The sequence below is a fragment of the Burkholderia alba genome (genome assembly GCF_034721475.1).
Lineage (GTDB): Bacteria > Pseudomonadota > Gammaproteobacteria > Burkholderiales > Burkholderiaceae > Burkholderia > Burkholderia alba.
On the sequence record NZ_JAWJWL010000036.1, the window covers coordinates 1 to 20,493 of the forward strand.

At 65.5% G+C, this 20,493-nt stretch carries 21 protein-coding genes and 1 pseudogene; 12 read left to right on the plus strand and 10 right to left on the minus strand.

The window, feature by feature from the left end; all coding sequences use genetic code 11:
* Positions 1 to 82 precede the first annotated feature (82 nt).
* Positions 83 to 193: pseudogene (locus RZR99_RS28140) on the plus strand (helix-turn-helix domain-containing protein); the annotation flags it as partial.
* Positions 194 to 348: 155 nt separating this feature from the next.
* Here RZR99_RS28140 and RZR99_RS28145 read toward each other — a convergent pair.
* On the minus strand, positions 349 to 2,187 hold the full coding sequence (locus tag RZR99_RS28145) for an RNA-directed DNA polymerase (protein ID WP_323123052.1): 1,839 nt from the start codon (positions 2,185 to 2,187) through the stop codon (positions 349 to 351).
* Positions 2,188 to 3,023: 836 nt separating this feature from the next.
* On the opposite strand from RZR99_RS28145, the gene RZR99_RS28150 reads away from it, so the two are divergent.
* The 3 genes from RZR99_RS28150 (at position 3,024) to RZR99_RS28160 (ending at position 4,913) form a co-directional block, all read left to right on the plus strand.
* Positions 3,024 to 3,317, plus strand: a complete 294-nt coding sequence (locus tag RZR99_RS28150; RefSeq protein WP_323123053.1) for a hypothetical protein — start codon at positions 3,024 to 3,026, stop codon at positions 3,315 to 3,317.
* A 129-nt stretch (positions 3,318 to 3,446) separates the two neighbouring features.
* Complete coding sequence (locus RZR99_RS28155) at positions 3,447 to 3,680, plus strand: hypothetical protein (RefSeq protein WP_323123054.1); 234 nt, start codon at positions 3,447 to 3,449, stop codon at positions 3,678 to 3,680.
* Between the two features lie 108 nt (positions 3,681 to 3,788).
* Positions 3,789 to 4,913, plus strand: coding sequence for a serine hydrolase (locus RZR99_RS28160; protein ID WP_323123055.1), 1,125 nt, complete (start codon positions 3,789 to 3,791; stop codon positions 4,911 to 4,913).
* Between the two features lie 45 nt (positions 4,914 to 4,958).
* Here the strand turns inward: RZR99_RS28160 and eco are convergent, their stop codons facing one another.
* Positions 4,959 to 5,489, minus strand: a complete 531-nt coding sequence (eco, locus tag RZR99_RS28165; protein WP_323123095.1) for a serine protease inhibitor ecotin — start codon at positions 5,487 to 5,489, stop codon at positions 4,959 to 4,961.
* A gap of 156 nt (positions 5,490 to 5,645) precedes the next feature.
* Here eco and RZR99_RS28170 point away from each other — a divergent pair, with 156 nt between their 5' ends.
* Positions 5,646 to 5,963, plus strand: a complete 318-nt coding sequence (locus RZR99_RS28170; RefSeq protein WP_323123056.1) for a hypothetical protein — start codon at positions 5,646 to 5,648, stop codon at positions 5,961 to 5,963.
* A gap of 649 nt (positions 5,964 to 6,612) precedes the next feature.
* Here the strand turns inward: RZR99_RS28170 and RZR99_RS28175 are convergent.
* Positions 6,613 to 6,999, minus strand: coding sequence for an ecotin precursor (locus RZR99_RS28175; protein ID WP_323123057.1), 387 nt, complete (start codon positions 6,997 to 6,999; stop codon positions 6,613 to 6,615).
* 218 nt (positions 7,000 to 7,217) lie between these two features.
* On the opposite strand from RZR99_RS28175, the gene RZR99_RS28180 reads away from it, so the two are divergent.
* The 4 genes from RZR99_RS28180 to RZR99_RS28195 all read left to right on the plus strand — a co-directional run bounded on the left by RZR99_RS28180 (position 7,218) and on the right by RZR99_RS28195 (position 10,548).
* Positions 7,218 to 7,598, plus strand: coding sequence for a DUF5594 family protein (locus RZR99_RS28180; protein WP_323123058.1), 381 nt, complete (start codon positions 7,218 to 7,220; stop codon positions 7,596 to 7,598).
* A 216-nt stretch (positions 7,599 to 7,814) separates the two neighbouring features.
* Positions 7,815 to 8,318 carry a YbhB/YbcL family Raf kinase inhibitor-like protein gene (locus RZR99_RS28185; RefSeq protein ID WP_323123059.1) on the plus strand — a complete coding sequence of 168 codons (504 nt, stop codon included), beginning with the start codon at positions 7,815 to 7,817 and terminating at the stop codon, positions 8,316 to 8,318.
* 118 nt (positions 8,319 to 8,436) lie between these two features.
* On the plus strand, positions 8,437 to 9,804 hold the full coding sequence (locus tag RZR99_RS28190; RefSeq protein ID WP_323123060.1) for an MFS transporter: 1,368 nt from the start codon (positions 8,437 to 8,439) through the stop codon (positions 9,802 to 9,804).
* A 141-nt stretch (positions 9,805 to 9,945) separates the two neighbouring features.
* Positions 9,946 to 10,548 carry a glycine zipper domain-containing protein gene (locus tag RZR99_RS28195; RefSeq protein ID WP_323123061.1) on the plus strand — a complete coding sequence of 201 codons (603 nt, stop codon included), beginning with the start codon at positions 9,946 to 9,948 and terminating at the stop codon, positions 10,546 to 10,548.
* A 71-nt stretch (positions 10,549 to 10,619) separates the two neighbouring features.
* Here the strand turns inward: RZR99_RS28195 and RZR99_RS28200 are convergent, their stop codons facing one another.
* The 3 genes from RZR99_RS28200 to RZR99_RS28210 form a co-directional block, all read right to left on the minus strand.
* On the minus strand, positions 10,620 to 11,177 hold the full coding sequence (locus RZR99_RS28200; RefSeq protein ID WP_323123062.1) for an AAA family ATPase: 558 nt from the start codon (positions 11,175 to 11,177) through the stop codon (positions 10,620 to 10,622).
* A complete protein-coding gene (gene otsA / locus RZR99_RS28205) occupies positions 11,170 to 12,588 on the minus strand; it encodes an alpha,alpha-trehalose-phosphate synthase (UDP-forming) (protein ID WP_323123063.1) in 1,419 nt (472 codons plus the stop codon). The genes RZR99_RS28200 and otsA overlap by 8 nt, the downstream gene beginning before the upstream one ends.
* Positions 12,589 to 12,720: 132 nt before the next feature.
* Positions 12,721 to 12,915 carry a hypothetical protein gene (locus RZR99_RS28210; RefSeq protein WP_323123064.1) on the minus strand — a complete coding sequence of 65 codons (195 nt, stop codon included), beginning with the start codon at positions 12,913 to 12,915 and terminating at the stop codon, positions 12,721 to 12,723.
* 276 nt (positions 12,916 to 13,191) lie between these two features.
* Between RZR99_RS28210 and RZR99_RS28215 the strand changes: the two genes are divergently transcribed.
* Complete coding sequence (locus RZR99_RS28215) at positions 13,192 to 13,743, plus strand: hypothetical protein (protein WP_323123065.1); 552 nt, start codon at positions 13,192 to 13,194, stop codon at positions 13,741 to 13,743.
* Positions 13,740 to 14,243 carry a hypothetical protein gene (locus RZR99_RS28220; protein WP_323123066.1) on the plus strand — a complete coding sequence of 168 codons (504 nt, stop codon included), beginning with the start codon at positions 13,740 to 13,742 and terminating at the stop codon, positions 14,241 to 14,243. The genes RZR99_RS28215 and RZR99_RS28220 overlap by 4 nt, the downstream gene beginning before the upstream one ends.
* 65 nt (positions 14,244 to 14,308) lie before the next feature.
* Here the strand turns inward: RZR99_RS28220 and RZR99_RS28225 are convergent, their stop codons facing one another.
* Positions 14,309 to 15,646: an ABC transporter ATP-binding protein gene (locus RZR99_RS28225; protein WP_323123067.1), complete on the minus strand. Its 1,338-nt coding sequence runs from the start codon at positions 15,644 to 15,646 to the stop codon at positions 14,309 to 14,311.
* Positions 15,647 to 15,668: 22 nt separating this feature from the next.
* Positions 15,669 to 17,423, minus strand: a complete 1,755-nt coding sequence (locus RZR99_RS28230; protein ID WP_323123068.1) for an ABC transporter permease — start codon at positions 17,421 to 17,423, stop codon at positions 15,669 to 15,671.
* 493 nt (positions 17,424 to 17,916) lie between these two features.
* On the opposite strand from RZR99_RS28230, the gene RZR99_RS28235 reads away from it, so the two are divergent.
* A complete protein-coding gene (locus tag RZR99_RS28235; RefSeq protein ID WP_252982384.1) occupies positions 17,917 to 18,183 on the plus strand; it encodes a double-stranded DNA-specific endonuclease in 267 nt (88 codons plus the stop codon).
* Between the two features lie 87 nt (positions 18,184 to 18,270).
* On the opposite strand, the gene RZR99_RS28240 is transcribed toward RZR99_RS28235, so the two are convergent.
* Positions 18,271 to 19,584 (minus strand): ATP-binding protein, encoded by a 1,314-nt coding sequence (locus RZR99_RS28240; protein WP_323123069.1) that lies wholly within the window; start codon positions 19,582 to 19,584, stop codon positions 18,271 to 18,273.
* Entirely contained in the window at positions 19,568 to 20,293 is a 726-nt protein-coding gene (locus RZR99_RS28245; protein WP_323123070.1) for a response regulator, read from the minus strand. The genes RZR99_RS28240 and RZR99_RS28245 overlap by 17 nt, the downstream gene beginning before the upstream one ends.
* Positions 20,294 to 20,493 lie beyond the last annotated feature (200 nt).

Consider the following 20,493-nt stretch of genomic DNA (forward strand, 5'->3'; position numbering starts at 1 on the left):
AATAGATGTACTACGCTGTCTCGGGGTGGGTCAGATTTAGATGAAATCGGTGGGTTAAGACTCTGTGGAAATCAACAAGCAGCAGCATGGCGAAGTGCGTCGACACCTGAGCGCAGGGGCGAGCGTAGCGAGTCTCGCGAAGCGCTACGGCACAAGCCGCCAGACGATCATGCGGATACGCGACGCAACGTAGAACTTAACCGGTCAAAGTTACTTTTCACGAAGTAGCCCTCATCCGGCATGCATTCCATCAAAAGAACAACGAAGAGCGGAACACGCGATGGCCGACCGACTGTCTGATTGACTGCCTACAGTCACTCCGAAGCAGTCGACCGATTCTTTTAATTATTAGAATAAATTCTCCATGTGTTTCAAAAAAATATCTTGCGACTGAGACAGTGAATTTTTGAAAAATGGTCGCTTCTCGCCTTTCGTTAGGTGGATATCCACCATCTTCGATATTTGCCTCCGCTCCGACTGATCAGCCCTTACAAAATAATCTCTGATTTCAATAACTTCCCCACGCTCAACAATTGGCTCCAATTGCTCCAAGAGCGCCCGACCGATATAGCTCCCGTCATTTCGCCTTAGCCTCCGGAAGCACTCCATCAACATGGACTTGCTTTTGAATCTCCCATGACCAAAAAATCTGATCACGAATATCGATACAAACTCCGGAGCGTGATCCCTATCAAGCCAATATGACAAGCACCCACTTAATTCATCTACGTGCGAGTCATCAAAAATACTCTCATTCTTGATAATCGCATCAATCACGTATGGGATGAATTGCGGGAATTTATTAAGATTCTTAACAACCTCCATCAGCCCAACAGGGGCAGCCTTAGCGACACACGACTTCACCAACGCAACCAAATTCGTTGGATCAATCAGCACCGACGATGAAATCTTATCAAGCCGATCCGATATATTCTCTTTGCTGAGTCTATTAAGCTCAGACGCAGTAAGTGCCCTGAATTTTGTTGGGATCAGACCAGAATACCCTCTAATGATACGCGCAACTTCGTCTCGATTTCTTTCCGACACTGGATCGGATGACTTGGCAGGCTCATCCTCGCTTTGACCGTCCGCCTCTGCTGCTACCGCTGCCTCAGGCTCCGCCTCTGCCTCGGGCTCGGGCTCAGCGACGACAGACACATCCTTGATCTGTGTTTTCCCCGTATTAAGAAACAGCCCTTCCTTGGAAAGTCGATCGACCAAAAGTGCCAGCCACCTGTGAGCGGTTGCCGCATCAGGAGCAAACAACTTGAAATCGTCAACGAATCGACAGTATGAGATTTTATGAGAGGTCAGAAAATTATCGACCTCTATTAAAGCAGCCTCAGCCAATATTCTGCTTGCATTGGAACCAACCGGGAGACCATACGAATCCCGGCCAGACCAAAACAACAAAAGTTCATTGATTTGGAAAATTATCTTTTTATCAATCTTCGGATTCGAAGAAAGAATGCATTCAAGTCTATGTAAATTCAATCGATCATAGAAATTAGAAATGTCGCAAGAGACAACGACATTTACATTCCTCTGCCTCGACTTCTTTGAAACGTGCTCTCTAAATGAAGTGTAGTTGTATTTTTGATCAAACAAATATCCCTTGGAAGGATGAAATCTGTAAGAAAATACATTATTTTTACTTTTATTCGGTCTCTTGACTTCAATCAGATCCGCAATTTGAAGCACCAGAGACAAATACCTCACTTCATCCACCGGCTCAATAATTGCGCACTTCCTAAAATCGAAAAGCTCTTTCTTTGGCACTAAAATATGCGATATCGGAGTAAAGCCCATCCCCTTAATCTGAGACTCCTTTAGAGTCGTTTTTATGTTCGCCTTTACCTCATCCAAGATATCTTGATTTTTCAGCAAATCCACCTCAAACGGCCGAGTGAATACTTCCACGTCGGTCAACCCTTCTTTCAGGATATTTTCGATTGCCAAATTAATCGCATTCTCTGTCTTCATCGAACTTTCCCAATATCTTAAGTTGGCATCGAGCGATTTCCCGCAAGATCGCCCCCCGAATCGACGCCCCAACTTTCGCCTGCATAGTAATACAAAATCCATGCCCCACCATTCACGCGCCGGAAGGCGGCGGTGCGGGGAGTTCTTTTGCGCGCAACGTCCCAGACTGCGAGGCAACTCGTAAAGCAGCCGCACGATCGCCATGCACTTATCGATGTATCTCCAACATTATCTCCAAGAAAATGTGTGTTCTGGAGATAGACTTGGAGATAGCCGCAGCCTTACCAGACAAGGTTGACAGGAGGAAACGAGTTCTTGTCTCCAAATCTCCAGAGTTTTTCGCTTCCGGGTCCGCTGCGTGGTTGCGTACAGCTAGCCCCGCCCCCCGATCGAGCCTATGCTTAGATATCTGTTGGTATTTTTGTTGGTATCTTGGAACGAGTGGAGCCGAAAAAGCACTATCAGCCTAGCGATATGAATTCTGTCGGGACCAGTCGATCTCCCAACCTTGCCCAACCTGCCTGCAAGTCGCCGACCGTTCACGCGCCGGCGGAACCTCGCTGGCGTCATTGCTGATCTCGGCTTCCTTCAAACCAGAGCACGCCGACACCGATAAGCCAGCCCGGTTTGACGGCAGGGAATCGAGATGATGTCCGACTCCGCGTCGAACCGGATATTCCTCGCTGTGCTCAACCCTCGGCCTCCCTAGCCGATCACTTCATTCTCGCCCATAGCGATCCCCCTTCGCCCAACCGGTCGGCGAAGAGACGTTCCACATCGCACGCACCCCGTCGTCGACCGCGGCATCCGTGAACATCGGCCGGGGTGTCCGTCATACGCTGCACCTTCCACCGCCTGCGTCGAACCGATCACCGCCACCGTTCCCCGCAGCCTTTCCATTACCCGCGAATCAGCGCCCAACCGCCCCCCATCCCCTCATTCCTCCCAACATCACCTAGACTTTTATCAACAGTGCAACGGGCCGCCCATCGCCCATACAACGCCGCGCGAACCCACGCGCCCGGCAAACGGAGACCGTCATGTCCGAACCGCCGCTCCTCGCCCGACAAGTCGATTACGAAGGCTTCGAGATCCACGTGTCGCCGATTCCGACGGCAGCCGATGCCGCCCTTTACACCTACACCGGCTACGTCTGCCACCCGGGCGTCGACCCCGCGCGCCCCGATCACACCGTCCCGTTTCGCGCGGACGGCGACGAGCGCTTCAGCGGCCTCGACGAGGCGGCCCGGGATGCCGTTCGGGTGGGGCGCAGCATCATCGACGGCACGCATCCGGACCTGTCGGTGCTCTCGCTGGTGACGCACGGCTTCTGATGCCGCGCAGCCTTGCGCGGCGACGCGCTTTGCTGCCATGATGGCCGGCGGCACGGCACGGCGCCGCGCGCGTCCGCGCCGACAGCCAGCCGGATTCCCTTCGATTGCCCGTCACCCTTTCGATCCACCATGCGCTCACCCTCGCCGCCCCCCGATCCGCACACCGCGACGAAATCCCGGCGCAGGACCCATCTCATGCTGAATCTCGTCGCCATCCTCGCCGGCCTCGTCACGTTCGGCCTCGGCGCGGGCTGGGTGATCTACAGCTATATCGTCGATCGGGAAGCCCCGTACTTCGCGATTCCGCTGGTGTTTTCGGTCCCGGTGATCGTCGCCGTCGCGGTACGCAGCTTCTGGGACTAGCCCGAATCCGCGCCGCATCCGACTGAAAACGGCCATTCCCCGAATTTATCCGCCGGTATCCTGTCCTACCCCGCAACGCCGCCTTCGCACCGCACCGTCTCGCCGCTCATGATCCGCTCCTCCCGCCGTCGACCGCTCGCTTCGATCCGCTACTTCCTGCCGTTCGCGCTGCTGTTCTGGCTCGCCACCAGCGTCTTGCCGGGCGCGGCCGCCCCGGCCCAGGCGGCGGGCATGAAGTGCGGCAAGGCAACCGCCTCCCACGGCAAGCACTGCCGGGCGGCCCGCAAGCCTCACATCAAGCCGGCCAAGCAGACTGCAAAAAAGAAATATCGGCACGCCCGCTCGAAACAGCACGCCGCGGCACCCAAACCCGCGAAACGCCGCGCAACCGCGCTGCACGCGAACGCGCCCGGCAAGAAGCGCGGCCAGGCCGCCCGCATCGCCGGCGCGCGACCGCAGTTGCTGCAGGCCTGCGGCTATACGCAGGCGTCGCGCAACCTGTTGCGCTCGCGCGTCGTCTACGTCGTCGACGAACGGACCGGCACCGTGCTCACTGAAAAGCACGCGAACCGCATCGTGCCGATCGCGTCGATCTCGAAACTGATGACCTCGGTAGTCGCCCTCGACAGCCACGCGCCGCTCTCTCGACGCGTGCGCGTCACGGCACAGGACCGCGACTACGAGAAACGCACGGGTTCGCGGCTGAAGGTCGGTTCGGTGTTGTCGCGCAAGGACATGCTGCACATCACGCTGATGTCGTCGGAGAATCGTGCCGCGGCGGCACTGTCGCGCGATTACGCCGGCGGACGCCCCGCATTCGTCGCGGCGATGAACCGCAAGGCGCGCGCGCTCGGGATGGTGAATACGCATTTCGTCAATGCGACCGGCCTGTCGCCGCGCAATGTCTCGACCGCGCGCGATCTCGCGAAGCTCGTCGCGGCCGCGCACCGCTATCCAACGATCCGGCAATACTCGGCGGACCGATCGCGGATCGTCTATCCCGGCAAGGGCCGGCTCGTTTACGTCAGTTCGAATGCGCTGGTGCGCGCGGGCGATGCACGCATCACGCTGCAGAAGACCGGCTTCATCAACGAAGCCGGGCATTGTGTCGTGATCCGCTACGTGATTCACGGACGGCCGGTCGACGTCGTACTGCTCGGCGCGCCGGGATCGCGCGACCACCTCGCGGACGCGGTCCGGATCCGCGACTGGCTCAGCTGTTCGCTGACGTAACGCCAAGGCGCCGGCGCGTTCACGCCGCCTGCGCCAGCTTGCGCCTTACTGCTCGACCGCCCTCGCCACTTCGTTCGATGCGCGCCACAGGCGATAGCGCACGTCGAACCCCTTCGGCACATAGACGACGATCGGCAGGCGGCTGTTGTAGCTCAGCAGATAACCGTCGCCGCGTACCCGCACGAAGTCATCCTGATTGGGCCGCCCCGGACACGCCATCAGCGTCGACGCCGGGCCCTTCGGATCGGCTAGCCGATAGTACGAATAGCCCCACCCCTGCACCGTCTCCTGCTTGAGGCTGCCCGCGAACCAGTGCTGGTTGCAGTCCACCTGCATCGTCTTGCCGATGATCAGCTCGACGCGGATATCGCTTTCGACCTGCTCCGCCGGCAACGCGATCACGACGCGCGTCTGCCCCGGCTGCGCGGCGGGAAACATCTTGATGTCCTCGGCCGGCACCCTGGGCGTCAGCGCATTATCGACGCCCGCCGCGGGCGACGCCGCGACGGCGCTGCCCGCCACGCCGGCCAGCGCCGCGCACAGCGCCCACGGTGCGAATCGGGAAACGAATTTCATTTTCATGGAAGAACTCCTGACAGTGAGGGATGCATCGTAGCAACGGCATCGTACCGCCACGCCGAATCAACTTACGCGATTGTAATCTGCGGACACAATTCGCTTCGAACTCGCTTTTTCCGCGGCTTTCCTAGGTAGAACGACAGGAGAAGCACCATGTTCAAACTGCTTGCAACGCTGGGAACGGTCGCCGCGCTGGCCGGCTGCGTCGCGGTGCCGGACGGCGGCTACGGCTACGGGCAGCCCTATTATCAGGATGGCTATGCATACGGCCCCGGCTACGCGCCGGCCTACGGCTCCATCAACATCTGGAGCGGCGGAGGCTACGATCGGGGCTGGCGCGGCGACCGCGGCTGGCATGGCAGCGGTTGGCGCGGCGGCAACGGCGGCTGGGGCGGCGGACATGGCGGCCGCGGTACCTGGCAAGGCGGCGGTGGAGGTCGCGGCGGACACGGCGGCGGCGGCCGTCACTAAACGCCGGATTTGCAACAAGTTGTATCGCGTCGCGCGAGCGGCCCGGCGCCCGCCGCGCGCCGACCCGACGAACCCGGGCCCCATCCGGCGTGCTCGCGTCGGCATCATCGACGCCTCGCACGGACCCGGTCGAACACACCGGAATGGCAGATCCTCCGTTCCGGATCTCGTCGACGGCCACGCCGCCCGATCTGACGTTTCCGCCCTTTACCCGCCGGATCACGGCTATCCCGGGCGGCAGCACGTCGATCTGCGTCAGACGAACCTGCTCCGCATCGAGCCACGCATCGTCGACACCAGCAACACGTATCTGATCGCGCATGCAGACGCCGCTCCACCCTAAAGACACCATCGAGTGCCCCGTGCATCGACACCGAGGCGATGAGTCCTGTCGCCGCCGTGAGATCAGCGCAAGGAAAGCCGCGCAAAGACAAGCGCTGGGTCACGCATCTGCAGCGACGCACATCGCGACGCGAAACCGGATGGCGGCGACGCGTACCGGAATGGCGATCGCCGGCAGGACATGCGCATGAAAACGGATAAGCACGGCGCAACCCGCCGGCACGCTCACCCGATTGCATCCACGCCACAGACACCACGGGCCGCGCGATTGCGCGGCCCGTGGCACATCCCGCATCCGCCCGGGCGCTTACCAGCCGGCCGGCTGCGGCTGCGCATACCCGTAGTTGCCGTAGCCGCCATACCCGCCGCCCGACGGCGCCGCGCCGCACGCAACGTACGCGCGCTGATACTGGTCGTAGCAATAGCCCGGGGGCGGGCCGGAATAGGCCGGCGCCGGCTGATACTGCGCCTGCTGATAGACCGGCGCGCTCTGATAGACGGGGGCGCTTTGATAGACCGGCGCCTGGTAGGCGACGACGGGCGGCGCGGGATTCAGCGCCGACGTGACGATCGCTCCCAGCACGGCGCCGCCGATCAGCGCGCCGACGATGGCGCCGCCGCGATCGTGCGCGGAAGCCGGACCCGCGACGGCCAGACTGCCGGCCAACACCAGAACTGCCGCGATCTTCTTCATGATGCTCTCCACTCGACGTGGTACGTGATGGAACGCAGTGTGGCCGCTGTCCACCGTAATAGATGCAGCAAGTGGTAACCCGGCATTACGCGTGTCACAGGTGCGCGCAAGCACCGTGCGGCGCCTCGTGCCGCCGGATACGCCGCGCGCCCTCGTTTCGTCCCGGATGCGCGGTCGGCGCGCGCCATGCTACGATTTTCCGTATCACGGAGACCCACATGAGCCCTGAGATCGCCTACCGGTTCGATCACCACTACGCGCCGCGCATCGCGCAGGCGATCGCCGGCCTGCTGGACGCCCGGCTCAGGACCGAAGTCGTCCCCTACGGCGGCCACGGCCATCCGACGCAGGTCCGCATCGTCAGCGTGACGGGCGAACACGTGCGCGGCTACGACCACCCGATCGACATCGGGCTGACCTGGGATATCGACGAGATCGAACGGCTGATGGAGGAGGAAGGCACGGCGCGCTTCGAGCGCTATCTGGCCGCGCTGCCGGCGAAGCTGCCGGCCTGGCAGGACGCGCGCGGCATCGACTTCGGCTCGCGCACGCAGGCCGATCCGCTCGTGCTGATCGGCGGTCTCGACTTCGAGGCGTAAGCCGCGCTGCGGCTCGCGTCGGACGCCGCGCGCGAACAGCCGCCCACCGGCATCGCACGCCCGCCCGATACGCCCGCCGGCCGGCTCGCGCCGCACCTCCCCCCGGCTTCACGATCCGAACGCCGGTGATACACTCGATCAGTTCACGCCGCGCGCCGCGCGCATCCGCCGCCGCGCGCAGGCGTCATTCTGTCGATCCCTTACAAGGAGGCCCCCATGGCTGATTTCCGGCTCTGGACCGACGAGTTTCCCGCGAACGGCTTCATGCCGAAAGCGCAGGAGTACAACCACGCAGGCTTCGGTGTCGATGGCGGCAATCGGTCGCCCGCGCTGCACTGGGAAGGCATCCCCGCCGACGCGAAAAGCCTCGCGCTGACGGTCTACGATCCCGACGCGCCGACCGGCAGCGGCTTCTGGCACTGGGTCGCGTTCAACCTCCCGACGGATTCGACCGGCCTGCCGGCGAACGCGGGCGCGACGGGCGGCGCGCAGCTGCCGGCGGGCTCGCTGCAGGTCCGCAACGACTACGGCGACGACGGCTTCGGCGGCGCCGCGCCGCCGCGCGGCGACAAGCCCCATCGCTACATCTTCCGCCTGCATGCGCTGAAAGTGGACAGCCTGCCCCTCACCGCGGACACGACCAACGCGGTCGCGCGCTTCATGATCCATCTGAACGAAATCGACTCGGCGACCTACACCGGTCTCTACGAATTGAAGTAAGCCGCACCGGCCGGGCTCGACGCCCGGCCTTTTTGTTTGGCCCACCCGTTGCGCGCGCAACGATCGTGCCGGCACCCGGCTCCGTCGCGCGCCCCCCGCCCACTTCATCCGTTCCGCCATGAACGCCGATACCGGCCTGCCCCTTCCCCAGCGCTACTGGGCCATTCTGTGCGTCGCGCTCGGCATCACGCTCGCGGTGCTCGACGGTGCGATCGCGAACGTCGCGCTGCCCACCATCGCCCGCGACTTGCGCGCATCCGACGCCGCGTCGATCTGGATCGTCAACGCATACCAGCTCGCGGTGACGATCTCGCTGCTGCCGCTCGCCGCGCTGGGCGACCGGATCGGCTACCGGCGCGTCTACATCGCGGGGCTCGCGCTCTTCACCGCGGCGTCGCTCGGCTGCGCGCTGTCGGGCTCGCTGACCTCGCTCGCGGTGCTGCGCGTGATCCAGGGCTTCGGCGCGGCCGGCATCATGAGCGTCAATACCGCGCTGGTCCGGATGATCTATCCGTCCTCACAGCTCGGCCGCGGCGTCGCGATCAACGCGATGGTTGTCGCGCTATCCTCGGCGGTCGGGCCGACCGTCGCGTCGGCGGTGCTCGCCGTCGCCTCGTGGCCGTGGCTGTTCGCGATCAACGTGCCGATCGGCGTCGCAGCGGTATTCGGCAGCCTGCGCGCGCTGCCCGCCAATCCGGGCCGCGACGCGCGCTACGACTACCTGGGCGCGGTGATGAACGCCTGCGTGTTCGGCCTGCTGATCGTCGCGGTCGACGGACTCGGACACGGCGAAAACCATGCCTACGTCGCGGCGGCCGCGCTCGCCGCCGTCGTGATCGGCTACTTCTTCGTGAAGCGGCAGCTCGTGCAGCCCGCGCCGCTGCTGCCGGTCGACCTGCTGCGGATTCCGATCTTCGCCTTGTCGATCGGCACGTCGATCGCGTCGTTCACGTCGCAGATGCTCGCGTTCGTCGCGTTGCCGTTCTGGCTGCAGAACACCCTCGGTTTCTCGCAGGTGCAGACGGGGCTCTACATGACGCCGTGGCCGCTCGTCATCGTGTTCGCCGCGCCGCTCGCCGGCGTGCTGTCCGACCGCTACTCGGCCGGCATGCTCGGCGGCATCGGGCTCGCGCTGTTCGCGGCGGGCCTGCTGTCGCTCGCGACGCTCGGCGCCTCGCCGGCGCCGCTCGACATCGTCTGGCGAATGGGGCTGTGCGGACTGGGCTTCGGCCTGTTCCAGTCGCCGAACAACCGCGCGATCCTGTCGTCCGCGCCGCGAGAACGCAGCGGCGGCGCGAGCGGCATGCTCGGCACCGCCCGCCTGACCGGCCAGACGTTCGGCGCCGCGCTGGTCGCGCTGATCTTCGGCGTTGCGCCGCAGCACGGACCGACCGTCGCCCTCTACGCGGCCACCGCCTTCGCCACGCTGGCGGCCGTCGTCAGCCTGTTCCGCATCCGCCCGCAGCGCAGCGTACCCGCGCTCTGAGCCGCCTTCGCGCACGCCGGATCGCACTCCGGCGCGCGCCGCCTGTCCAACGCATACCCGCGCCGCGCGGCTCCGCACCTTCCATTCGCCGCATCCGGCGACGGGTATCGGATGGCTTTTCGCCACCGTCAGGAGGGTGCCATGTCATTGATCGTCGCCGCCCGCTTCACGACCCAGCCCGCCGCCGAAGCCGCCGCCCGGCGGCTGTTCGAACACGGCTTCGTCGCAGAAGACGTCAGTCTCTTTTTCGTCAACCCGCGCGGCCAGCACGCGCGCCACGCGTCGGAGCACCTCAGCCCCGCCGCCGTCCCGCCGCCCGACGCGCATCTGCACGCCAGCCGGCACACGATGATCGGCGCGGTCGCCGGCGCGATCTGCGGGGTCGCGCTGTTCGCGCTCGTCACGCCGTCGCTCGTCATCGCGCTGTGCGCGGCCGGCGTGGGCGCCTATCTGGGCGCGATGATCGGCCGGTCGGTGCATCTGCGCGATTTTTCTCGGCAGCATTTGCGTACGCTCCGGCAAGACGCCGTGCATCACGAGACGCGCGCGTCGGGCATGCTGGTTGCCGTGCACGTGACCCCCGACACGCAACGCGACGCCGCGCTGGCGCTCGCTGACGCGGGCGGCCAGGACGTCGAACGGGCGAACGGCCGCTGGCAGCTCGGCCGCTGGTCGGATTTCGATCCGACCCGAGCACCGACGCTCGTCGACAGCGATGCCGAAATGACTCAACGGCCCGCCTGATTCGGGCGGACCGCTGACGGAAAACCGGGATTGAAGGGGCGGCGCGAGCCGCAGGAGGAAGGCTGCGCGCGTCAGGTCGCGGCGATCGCGTCGAGCAAGAAGCGGCAGCGCGCGTCGACGCTCGCGCGCGGCAGTTCGATCAGCCGGTAGCCGTGCGCGGCATAGGTGTCGAGCATCGTGTCGTGGGTGCGGACCGCCTCCGCATAGTCCTGCCTGCGCTCCGCGTCCTGCGTGTAGATGTCCGGCCAGGGCGGCGCGACGAACACCGTGCGGTGATAGCGAAACCGGTCGGCGGCGGCGAGCGCGTGCGCCGGCACGGCCAGCCCGGCGAGTGCCAGATAGCCGAGCACGTCGGGCACGCCGCGATCGAAGAACACCGGTCCGACGGTGCGCCGGGCCAGACCGTGCGAACGCATCTCCCATCCCAGCATCGCGTCGGCGAACGCGGCCGGATCGAGCCACGGCAGCGCGCGGCCGCCGATCGCCATCTGATCCCGGATCACGCCGCGCCCGGCCTCCTGCGAACGCGCGTAGCCGCGCGCCTCCAGCGCATCGATCAACGTGCTCTTGCCGGAGCCCGGCCCGCCCGTGACGACGAAAAAGCGCTGTGCCGCCGCGGCGTCATGCATTGGCGACGCGCCGGCCCGCCCGCTGCGTGACCGAAACGGCGGTCGCGACGCTGCGCAGGTCCGAAAGGCACGATTCCCGCCACACCGACAGATCGTTGCGCTGCAACGAGGCGAAATTCTCCGCATGGCGTGCCTGACGCTCGGCGAGCGGCATCGACAGCGCCCGTTCGAGCGTTTCGGCCGTCTGCGACAGGTCGAACGGATTGACGAGCAGCGCACCCTGCAGTTCGGCGGCCGCGCCGGCGAATTCCGACAGCACGAGCACACCCGGATCGGCCGGATCCTGCGACGCGACATATTCCTTCGCAACCAGGTTCATCCCATCGCGCAGCGGCGTTACATAGCCGACCTGCGATAGCCGGAACAGCGCCATCAGCAGATTCCGCTCGTACTTGCGGTTCAGATATTGGATCGGCGTCCAGTCGAGCTGGGAGAAACGGCCGTTGATGCGCCCCGCCTCGCCCTCGAGCGTCTGGCGGATGCGTTGATAGCTCTGCACGTCCGAGCGCGTCGGCGGCGCGATCTGCACCATCGATACACGGCCCTGCCAGCCGGGCGCGTTGGCCAGCATCCGTTCGAACGCCTGGAAGCGTTCGACGAGCCCCTTCGAATAATCGAGCCGGTCGACGCTCATCACGAGCTTGCGGCCGCCCATCGCCTCGCGCAGCGCCTTCACCGGCTTGCGCGCGCCGTGCTGCACGGCCGCCTTCGCGATCGCGTCCGGATAGATGCTGATCGGATACGCGGCGACCTTCACCATCCGACCGTGCGCATGCAGCATGCCGTCGTCGCTGGACATGCCCAGGCCGCGTCGCTCGATGTAATCGACGAACGCCTGCTTGTCGGCTTCGGTCTGGAAGCCCGCCACGTCGTACGCGCACATGAACTTCACCAGTTCCTCGTGCGGCGGCACCGCACGCAGGATTTCGGGCGTCGGGAACGGGATGTGGAGGAAGAAGCCGATCGGGTTCTTCACGCCCAGCTCGCGCAGGCAGTGCGCGAACGGCAGCAGATGATAGTCGTGCACCCAGATGATGTCGTCGGGCTCGATCAGCACGCTCAACTGCTTTGCCAGCGACGCGTTCACCCGCAGGTAGCCCGCGTACTCCTGGCGGTCGAAGCGCGCGAGATCGCCGCGGTAGTGGAACACCGGCCACAGGGTCGCATTCGAGAAGCCGCGATAGTACTGGTCGTAGTCGCGGCGCGTCAGGCCGACGGTCGCGTAGGTGACGTTGCCGTCCTGCTGGATCGCCGGCTCGCCGGGCGCGCCGGCAATCTCGCCGTTCCAGCCGAACCAGACGCCGCCGGTTTCCTGCAGCGCGTCGAGCACGCCGACCGCAAGCCCACCCGCCGAAGGGCGGGCATCCTGGCCGGCCGCCACACGATTCGATACCACGATCAATCTGCTCATTACGGCTTCACCTCCTTTGCTGGATCGACAAGGGCAGCGGGACGCGGGCCCCGTTGCCTCGGGCCGGCGGTATCCCGCTTTCGACGATTCACTTCAGACGATGGACGGACGGCGACGGCGGCCGCGACGCATTCAGGCGTCCTGCTCCGAACCCAGATCGCGCTGATAGTCGAGCCCTTCGGGACGGGCGCCGCCCTGATTGTGGTCGCCGTCGGCAGGCGGGTCGGAAGACGGCCCGGCGGGCGCGGACGAAGCCGGCCCGGAAGCCGGCTGCGCGGGACCGGGCCTTGCGTCCGGCCCTTGGCGAGGGCGCCTGGGGCGCCGCATGGCGGGGTGTCTCATGAGCGGAGCGGCATTTCGCCGTCGTTGAAACAGTCCATAGAGATTCAGTCTAGGTGGGAATCCGCGGCGCCAAGGTAACAATTACATTCAATTTGTAACGATGCGACCCTTGCGAGCGCGTTTCCCCCACACTGTGCGCCGCCGATCCACCGGCTGCGTTTGTCAATTCTTTGCATTTCACCTTAGACAATTGCAGAACAATGATGCCGTACGCCGCATCGACGACGCTCGCGGCGCACGAAGACAGGACCGCAATCAGGGATGAACCATCGCATCGAACCGCGACAGCGCCGTTTGACGACCTGGGCCTTGCTCGGAGTCGCCGCTCTCTCGACACTGCTCGCCGGCTGCAACTCGCTCTATAGCGAAGGGGCGACGGCGGGCGCCGGCATCGCCGGCGCCGCCATCGCATCGAAAGTCACCAGCAACGCCGCCGCCGCGACCGGCATCGGCCTCGGCGCCGTTGCCGGCGCGCGAGCGGGCGTGCAATACACGCAACGCGTCGCGCACCGCTACTCGCAGGCGCAGATCGCGAATGCGGCCGGCCCGCTCGACGTCGGCGGCGTCGCGCCGTGGGCGACCCATCACACCTTTCCGATCGAAGAAGACGAACGCGGCCGCGTGACCGTGAGCCGCCTGATCAGCGTCGGCCCGCTCGACTGCAAGGAAATCGTGTTCTCGGTCGACAGTCCCGCAACCAAGGAGGCCGCCGCGCAATCGGCGTTCTACGTCGCCACGCTCTGCCGCGACGGTCCGACCTGGAAATGGGCATCGGCCGAACCCGCGACCGAGCGCTGGGGAGCGCTGCAATGAGCGTCTCCCGCGCGGTGCTGGCGGGCGCGGCCGCCGCGCTGCTGGCCGCCGCGTCGGCAGGCCTGAGCGGCTGCGGTTCGGTGGGCGCCGCCAGCGGCGCGCTGGCGGGCGCGGCCACCGGCCTCGTGACCGCCAATCCGGCGGTCGGCGTGGGCGTGGGCATCGCCGTGCAGGCGGCGACCGACGAAGCGGTCAACCGCACGATGAAGGCGCTGCACGAAAATCAGCAGAATGCGATCGCGCAGGTCGCCGGCGGCCTCGCGGTCGGCGAAACCCACGCGTGGAAGGTGAAGAACCGCGTACCGCTCGAGAACGGCGAAGGCGAGGTGCGCGTCACGCGCGCGTTCTCGACGTCGCTCGCGCTCTGCAAGGAGTTCGTGTTCTCGGTGAAGGACGGCGAGCGCGCCGACTGGTTCATGGCGAGCGCATGCCAGCAGCAGCAAGGATGGAAATGGGCGTCGGCGGAACCCGCGGTGGACCGCTGGAGCAACCTGCAATGAACCCGGCCGCCCGGCCGGGTATCCGTACTCGATCGGCGGCCGCGATCGCCGCGCCCGCCTGACGGTCAGATCTCGACGTCCTCGAGACTGAAGATCTCGGTCTGGTCGTTGTACGAGAAGATCTCGCCGTAGCGGCCCCAGTCGATCACCGCGTCGAGCGTTTCCTCGGCGGCGCTGTCCGACAGGAAATCCTCCAGCTCCTGTTCGAAGCGCACGCGCGGCGCGCGGTGGCCCGGCCGCTCGTTCAGCACTTTCTTGATCCGCGCCGCGAGCGGTACGTGGCGCAGCAGATGCTCGGCGAACATCATCTTGCGCTCCTGCGTGCCGAATTCGGCGAACACCCGCGCGGGCGGCGTCAGGAACACGTCCCCCTCGCGCACGTCCGCGAAGCCCAGATGCTGCAGCACTTCGGCGATCGGGAACAGATCGTCGACCTCCAGATGCAGCGTGCGGGCGATTTCCGGCATGTCCGCGCGGCCGTGATACGGCGGCGCCGCCAGCGTCTCGATCAGGCCGGCCATCAGGTTGGTCGACACCTGCGGCAGCCAGCTGCCCAGCTCCAGGCCCTTCTTGGTCGTCTCCGTCTGGCGCGCGGTCATCTTCGCGTAGATGTCGTCGACGAGACGCCGGAACGCGGGGTCGAGCCGATTGCGCGGATGCTTGAACGGCACCTTGATCTCGGCGATCACGCGGCCCGGATTCGACGACAGCACGAGGATCCGGTCGCACATGAACACGGCTTCCTCGATATTGTGGGTGACGATCAGCACCGACTTGATCGGCATCCGGCCCTGCGTCCACAGATCGAGCAGGTCGGTCCGCAGCGTTTCGGCCGTCAGCACGTCGAGCGCGGAGAACGGCTCGTCCATCAACAGCAGCGTCGGATCGACGACCAGCGCCCGGGCAAAGCCCACGCGCTGCCGCATCCCGCCCGACAGCTCGCGCGGATACGCGTTCTCGAAGCCGTCGAGACCGATCAGGTCGATCGCGGCGAGGGGGCGCTCGCGCCGCTCGCGCGCGCCGACGCCTAGCGCCTCGAGGCCCGCTTCCACGTTCTGCAGCACGGTGAGCCACGGGAACAGCGCGAAGGTCTGGAACACCATCGCGACGCCTTCGGCCGGACCGTCGAGCGGCTTGCCGAGATAGGTGATGTCGCCGCCCGTCGGCTCGATCAGCCCGGCGATGATGCGCAGCAGCGTCGATTTTCCCGATCCCGAGCGGCCGAGCAGGCCGACGATCTCGCCGGAACGCAGCGACAGGTTGACTCCGTCGAGCACCAGCAGCTCGCCTTGCGTCTTGTTGAAGCCACGGCTCACGTCATCGACGCGCAGGATTTCCTCGTCGACGCGCGTGGGCGCCGACGACGTCTGAACGGGTGCGTTTACAGCATTCGGATTTTGCATCGCGTTTCGCTCTCAATCGGTCTCAATCAAGCCGCAGCTTCGCTTCGGCATAGGCGTACAGCGGACGCCACAACACACGGTTGAACAAGGTGACGAACAGGGACATCACGGCGATGCCCAGGATGATCTTCGGGAAATCGCCCGCGGCCGTGGTCTGCGCGATATAGGCGCCCAGGCCGTGCGCCTCGATCTTGGTGTCGCCCCACTGGACGAACTCCGACACGATACTGGCGTTCCACGCGCCGCCCGACGCGGTGATCGCGCCCGTGATGTAGTACGGGAAGATGCCGGGCAGGATCGCCTGGCGCCACCATTGCCAGCCGCGAATGCGGAAGTTGGTCGCGGCTTCGCGATAGTCGTTCGGATACGAGGTCGCGCCGGCGATCACGTTGAACAGGATATACCACTGGGTTCCGAGCACGATCAGCGGCGACAGCCAGATATCCGCGTTCAGGTGGAAGCGCGCGATCACGATCACGAACACCGGGAACAGCAGGTTGGCCGGGAACGCGGCGAGGAACTGCGCGATCGGCTGGACCTTCTCGGCGAGCGCGGGGCGCAGGCCGATCCAGACCCCGATCGGCACCCAGATCACCGACGCGATCACGATCAGCAGCATCACGCGCAACAAGGTGATGAGGCCGAGCACGAACACGTGGCCGACCTCCGCCATCGACACGCCCGTCTGCACGTAAAGGATCACGCGCCACACCACGTAGATCGTGCCGGCGATCACGAGGATCGCCCAGCAGATGTCGGCGACGCGCGACGCCTTCTTCTCGACGCGCGGCAGCGCGAAGCGCACCCCGCCGAACGACGGCAGCCGCAGCGGAATCCGGGCCGCCTTCGCGAACAGCCAGCCGGCCGGCACCAGCAGCTGGTGAATCAGCCGCGTGCGGCGCACCAGGTCGAGCAGCCAGGACTCCGGCGCATTGCCCGAGCTGGTGGTCTCCATCCGGAACTTGTCCGCCCACGCGACGAGCGGACGGAACAGCAGTTGGTCGTACGCGAGGATCACGATCGTCATCGCGAGAATCACCCAGCCGACGGCGTGCAGATTCTGATCGGTGATCGCCTGAGCGAGATACGCGCCGATGCCCGGCAGCGTGATCGTGTGATTGCCGACCGTGATCGCCTCGGACGCCACCACGAAGAACCAGCCGCCCGACATCGACATCATCATGTTCCAGATGAGGCCCGGCATCGAGAACGGCACCTCGAGCTTCCAGAAGCGCTGCCAGGACGTCAGGTGGAACCCGCGCGACACCTCGTCGAGATCGCGCGGCACCGTGCGCAGCGACTGATAGAAGCTGAACGTCATGTTCCACGCCTGGCTCGTGAAGATCGCGAAGATCGCGGCCAGCTCGGCGCCCAGCACGCGGCTCGGGAACAGCGCGAGGAAGAAGGTCACCGTGAACGAGATGTAGCCCAGCACCGGCACCGACTGCAGGATGTCGAGGATCGGCACGAGCACCATGCCGGCGCGCCGGCTTTTTGCCGCGAGCGTGCCGTAGACGAGCGTGAAGACGAGCGACGCGACCATCGCGGCGAGCATCCGCAGCGTGGTGCGCAACGCGTACTCGGGCAGGTTCGACGGATCGAGCGAGATCTTCTGCGTGTCCAGCACGGCGATGGGCGCCATCGTCTGGTGGAAGCCGACCGCCGCCATCGCGATGATGCAGATGATCAGCGGGAACGCAATGAAGTCCCAGCGGTTCGGCAGGACCCGCCACGCGGATGCGTTGGCGATCCGGTTCGGATTGAATCCGAGATCCATCAGGCGCCCTCCCCGGCAAGGCCGTAAGAATCGAAAAATAAGGCCAGAAAGCGAATATGACTCATGGCTTGGCGCGCGGACGCGATCAATCGTTTTGACTTCGGACACCACCGGAGCGGCCGCGCATCCCTCGCACATCGGCTCCGTGCGCAAGCAGAAATCACGCTGCTTTGCGACGGCACGACACTACTACATCCTGTATTTCAGGCACAACCTTCTGGGTCGCTACGGTGGAAATTCCCCCACAGCCGCAGGCAAGGCGAGCCCGGAACGGGTGGGCGGCAGGGGAATCTGAAAGGAGTTGTAGGCTGCTTGCCAACCGGCGGGAGCGGGTCTACAGGCCGCGATTATGCCGTGATCCGGCCCGCCCGTGAACCCGCCACGTGCCGGCAGGGGCCAAAAACGAGACTTTCGTCGGCAGAGGCGCGCGGCGAAGCAGGTATGATCGGGATTCGCCCCGTGAGGATGGATGGTTAATTAGCTGGAGGGATGAATGGCAGGAAATCTGGTAATCGTATGCCGCGACCAGGACGCCGAAGCGTTCTATCACCTGATGCAGGAATACGGGACGTTCCAGACGAGGCTGTCGTCGACGGCCTGGTATCTGAACATGAACATCGTCCCCGAAACGCTGCAGGACGATATCCTGGACCGGCTGGGCAAGTACACGACGCTCTACATCTTCGATGCGAAGAGCGTCACCTACAACACGATCGACAGCAACGCCGCCGAGACGCTCAGCACGCTCTTCGGCGAATGATCCGCCGCCGGCGGCAGCCTGCCGCCCGGCACCCGCGCCCGGCCAGCCCCGCCGGCCGCGCAGCGGCTGGCGCCCGCCGCTCCGCCGTCAGGACGCCGCGACCTGCGGCTCTTCCTTCGACATCACGTCGAGCGGGAACGTCATCGTGACGCGCAGCCCGCCCTCTTCCCGATTGCCGATATCGCAGGCGCCGCCCGTGCGCTGCACGAGCCGCTCGACGATCGCGAGCCCGAGCCCGCTGTGCCCGTTGCCGCCCCGTGCCGGGTCGAGCCGCACGAACGGCCGGCTCGCGTCCGCCAGATCGCGCGGCGCGATGCCCTTGCCGTGGTCGCTGACCGTCAGGGTGTAACCGCTGCCGGTGCGCGCCGTCGAGATCACGACGGGGGGCGCGCCGTACGCATGAGCGTTGTCCAGCAGATTCGACAGGATCCGGTCGAGCGACGCGGTCGGCAGCCGGAACCCGGCGCCGGCACCCAGCTCGGTCTGCACGGCGGGCGCATTGGGCGCCACCGCGCGGTAGGTTCGCGCTACCCGCTCGCAGGCCTGATCGACCGCCACGACCTCGCTGCGATCGGCGCCGCCGTGGGCGAACACCAGGAACTGGTCGACGATGTGCGACATCGAGTCGACGTCGCGCACCACACCGTCGCGCAGGCGCGCGTCGTCCATCATTTCGGCCCGCAGCCGCATCCGCGCGAGCGGCGTGCGCAGGTCGTGCGCGACGCCCGCGAGCATCACCGCGCGGTCGTTCTCCGCGCTCGACACCTGCTGCACCATCTGGTTGAAGCCGTGCGTCAGCTGGCGCAGTTCGCGCGGCCCCCGCTCCCGCACCGGCGGAACCGGCATGCCGCGGCCGAAGCGCGCGACCGCGCGCGCGAGCGAACTCAGCGGCTGCTGCAGCTGCCAGGCCGCAAACAACGCGGCCATCACCGCCGCGGAGAAGATGGTCGCGAGCCACATCACCATCCGGTCGAGCGAGCGCGGCGGGCGCAGCGGCTGCGCGGGCACCACGATCCAGTCGCGGTCGGAGGGCTCCTTCACCCACAGCACGGGCGGGCGGCCCGGCGCCCCGATCCGCACCTGCGTGCCGGCCGGCATCCGCTCGCGCAGATCCTCGACGAAACGCCGCAGCGGCGGCGGCATGTCCTGGTCGCCGGCCGGCACGTCGGCGCTGTCGGGCGCGACGAGCCGGACCCGCGACGGCAACGGCAGGTCGGGGGTGCGCTCGACGTGCTGCCGCACCGCATCGACCAGGAACGCCGCCTCCTCGACCGCATAGCGCGTCTGGAACTGGTTGCGTTCGAGCCTGATCGCCGTGTACCACGCGAAATGCGACAGCAGCAGCACGCCGACCACCAGCAGCGCGAGCCGACCGAACAGCGAATCAATGGGTTTGCGCATGAGCCTCGCCGTTCGGCACGAAGACGTAGCCGCGGCCCCGGACGGTCTGGATGAAACGCGGCGTCGACGGATCGGTTTCCAGGATGCGGCGCAGGCGCCAGACCTGCACGTCGATGCCGCGATCGGTGCCGTCGTACTCCGGCCCGTGCAGCAGTTCGAGCAGCCGTTCGCGGGTCAGCGTGCGCAGCGCGTTGTTGACGAAGATCTTCAGCAGAGCGAATTCGCTGCTCGACAGCGTCGCGGGCTTGCCGTCCACCGCCAGCGTGCGCGCCTGGAAATCGAGCAGGAAGCGGCCGAACGCATAGGGCTCGCGCTGCTCGGGCGCCGCCGCCGACGGCGTCGTGCGGCGCCGCCGCAGCACCGCCTGCACGCGCGCGAGCAGCTCGCGCGGGTTGAACGGCTTGCCGAGGTAGTCGTCCGCGCCGAGCTCGAGGCCGACGATGCGGTCGACGTCGTCCGCGCGGGCCGTCAGCATGATGACGGGGATGTCGTCGCCCGACGCGCGCAGCTGCCGCAGCGCGGTCAGCCCGTCGACGCCCGGCATCATCAGGTCGAGCACGATGAGGTCGGGCCGCTCGCGTTCGAGCCGCTTCTCCAGCGACGCGGCGTCGTGCAGCACCGATACCTCCATGCCCTGGCGCACGAGATAGTCGCGCAGCAGGTCGCGCAATTCTTGGTCGTCGTCGACGATGAGGATCTGTGTAGTCATGGCGTGAAGTTTACCGTGCGAGTTGGATGACTTAGGAGAAAGAAACCCGGCAAAGGGTTACTGGGGGTTACGACGCAAGCCAAGTGTAATAGCCCGTAAACACGGCCGCGCGCCACGTAACACAGCACTTCGGCGCCTTGACTACGCTGCGTCTTACCGGATGCCGACCGGCAACAGGCAGCACGCCTGAAGCCGGCCCC

Bases quoted from the DNA above. Each gene is read 5' to 3' on its own strand.
- RZR99_RS28145 (WP_323123052.1), bottom strand. From the start codon at position 2,187: ATGGCGATCGTGCGGCTGCTTTACGAGTTGCCTCGCAGTCTGGGACGT.
- RZR99_RS28150 (WP_323123053.1), top strand. From the start codon at position 3,024: ATGTCCGAACCGCCGCTCCTCGCCCGACAAGTCGATTACGAAGGCTTC.
- RZR99_RS28155 (WP_323123054.1), top strand. From the start codon at position 3,447: ATGCGCTCACCCTCGCCGCCCCCCGATCCGCACACCGCGACGAAATCC.
- RZR99_RS28160 (WP_323123055.1), top strand. From the start codon at position 3,789: ATGATCCGCTCCTCCCGCCGTCGACCGCTCGCTTCGATCCGCTACTTC.
- eco (WP_323123095.1), bottom strand. From the start codon at position 5,489: ATGAAATTCGTTTCCCGATTCGCACCGTGGGCGCTGTGCGCGGCGCTG.
- RZR99_RS28170 (WP_323123056.1), top strand. From the start codon at position 5,646: ATGTTCAAACTGCTTGCAACGCTGGGAACGGTCGCCGCGCTGGCCGGC.
- RZR99_RS28175 (WP_323123057.1), bottom strand. From the start codon at position 6,999: ATGAAGAAGATCGCGGCAGTTCTGGTGTTGGCCGGCAGTCTGGCCGTC.
- RZR99_RS28180 (WP_323123058.1), top strand. From the start codon at position 7,218: ATGAGCCCTGAGATCGCCTACCGGTTCGATCACCACTACGCGCCGCGC.
- RZR99_RS28185 (WP_323123059.1), top strand. From the start codon at position 7,815: ATGGCTGATTTCCGGCTCTGGACCGACGAGTTTCCCGCGAACGGCTTC.
- RZR99_RS28190 (WP_323123060.1), top strand. From the start codon at position 8,437: ATGAACGCCGATACCGGCCTGCCCCTTCCCCAGCGCTACTGGGCCATT.
- RZR99_RS28195 (WP_323123061.1), top strand. From the start codon at position 9,946: ATGTCATTGATCGTCGCCGCCCGCTTCACGACCCAGCCCGCCGCCGAA.
- RZR99_RS28200 (WP_323123062.1), bottom strand. From the start codon at position 11,177: ATGCATGACGCCGCGGCGGCACAGCGCTTTTTCGTCGTCACGGGCGGG.
- otsA (WP_323123063.1), bottom strand. From the start codon at position 12,588: ATGAGCAGATTGATCGTGGTATCGAATCGTGTGGCGGCCGGCCAGGAT.
- RZR99_RS28210 (WP_323123064.1), bottom strand. From the start codon at position 12,915: ATGCGGCGCCCCAGGCGCCCTCGCCAAGGGCCGGACGCAAGGCCCGGT.
- RZR99_RS28215 (WP_323123065.1), top strand. From the start codon at position 13,192: ATGAACCATCGCATCGAACCGCGACAGCGCCGTTTGACGACCTGGGCC.
- RZR99_RS28220 (WP_323123066.1), top strand. From the start codon at position 13,740: ATGAGCGTCTCCCGCGCGGTGCTGGCGGGCGCGGCCGCCGCGCTGCTG.
- RZR99_RS28225 (WP_323123067.1), bottom strand. From the start codon at position 15,646: ATGCAAAATCCGAATGCTGTAAACGCACCCGTTCAGACGTCGTCGGCG.
- RZR99_RS28230 (WP_323123068.1), bottom strand. From the start codon at position 17,423: ATGGATCTCGGATTCAATCCGAACCGGATCGCCAACGCATCCGCGTGG.
- RZR99_RS28235 (WP_252982384.1), top strand. From the start codon at position 17,917: ATGGCAGGAAATCTGGTAATCGTATGCCGCGACCAGGACGCCGAAGCG.
- RZR99_RS28240 (WP_323123069.1), bottom strand. From the start codon at position 19,584: ATGCGCAAACCCATTGATTCGCTGTTCGGTCGGCTCGCGCTGCTGGTG.
- RZR99_RS28245 (WP_323123070.1), bottom strand. From the start codon at position 20,293: ATGACTACACAGATCCTCATCGTCGACGACGACCAAGAATTGCGCGAC.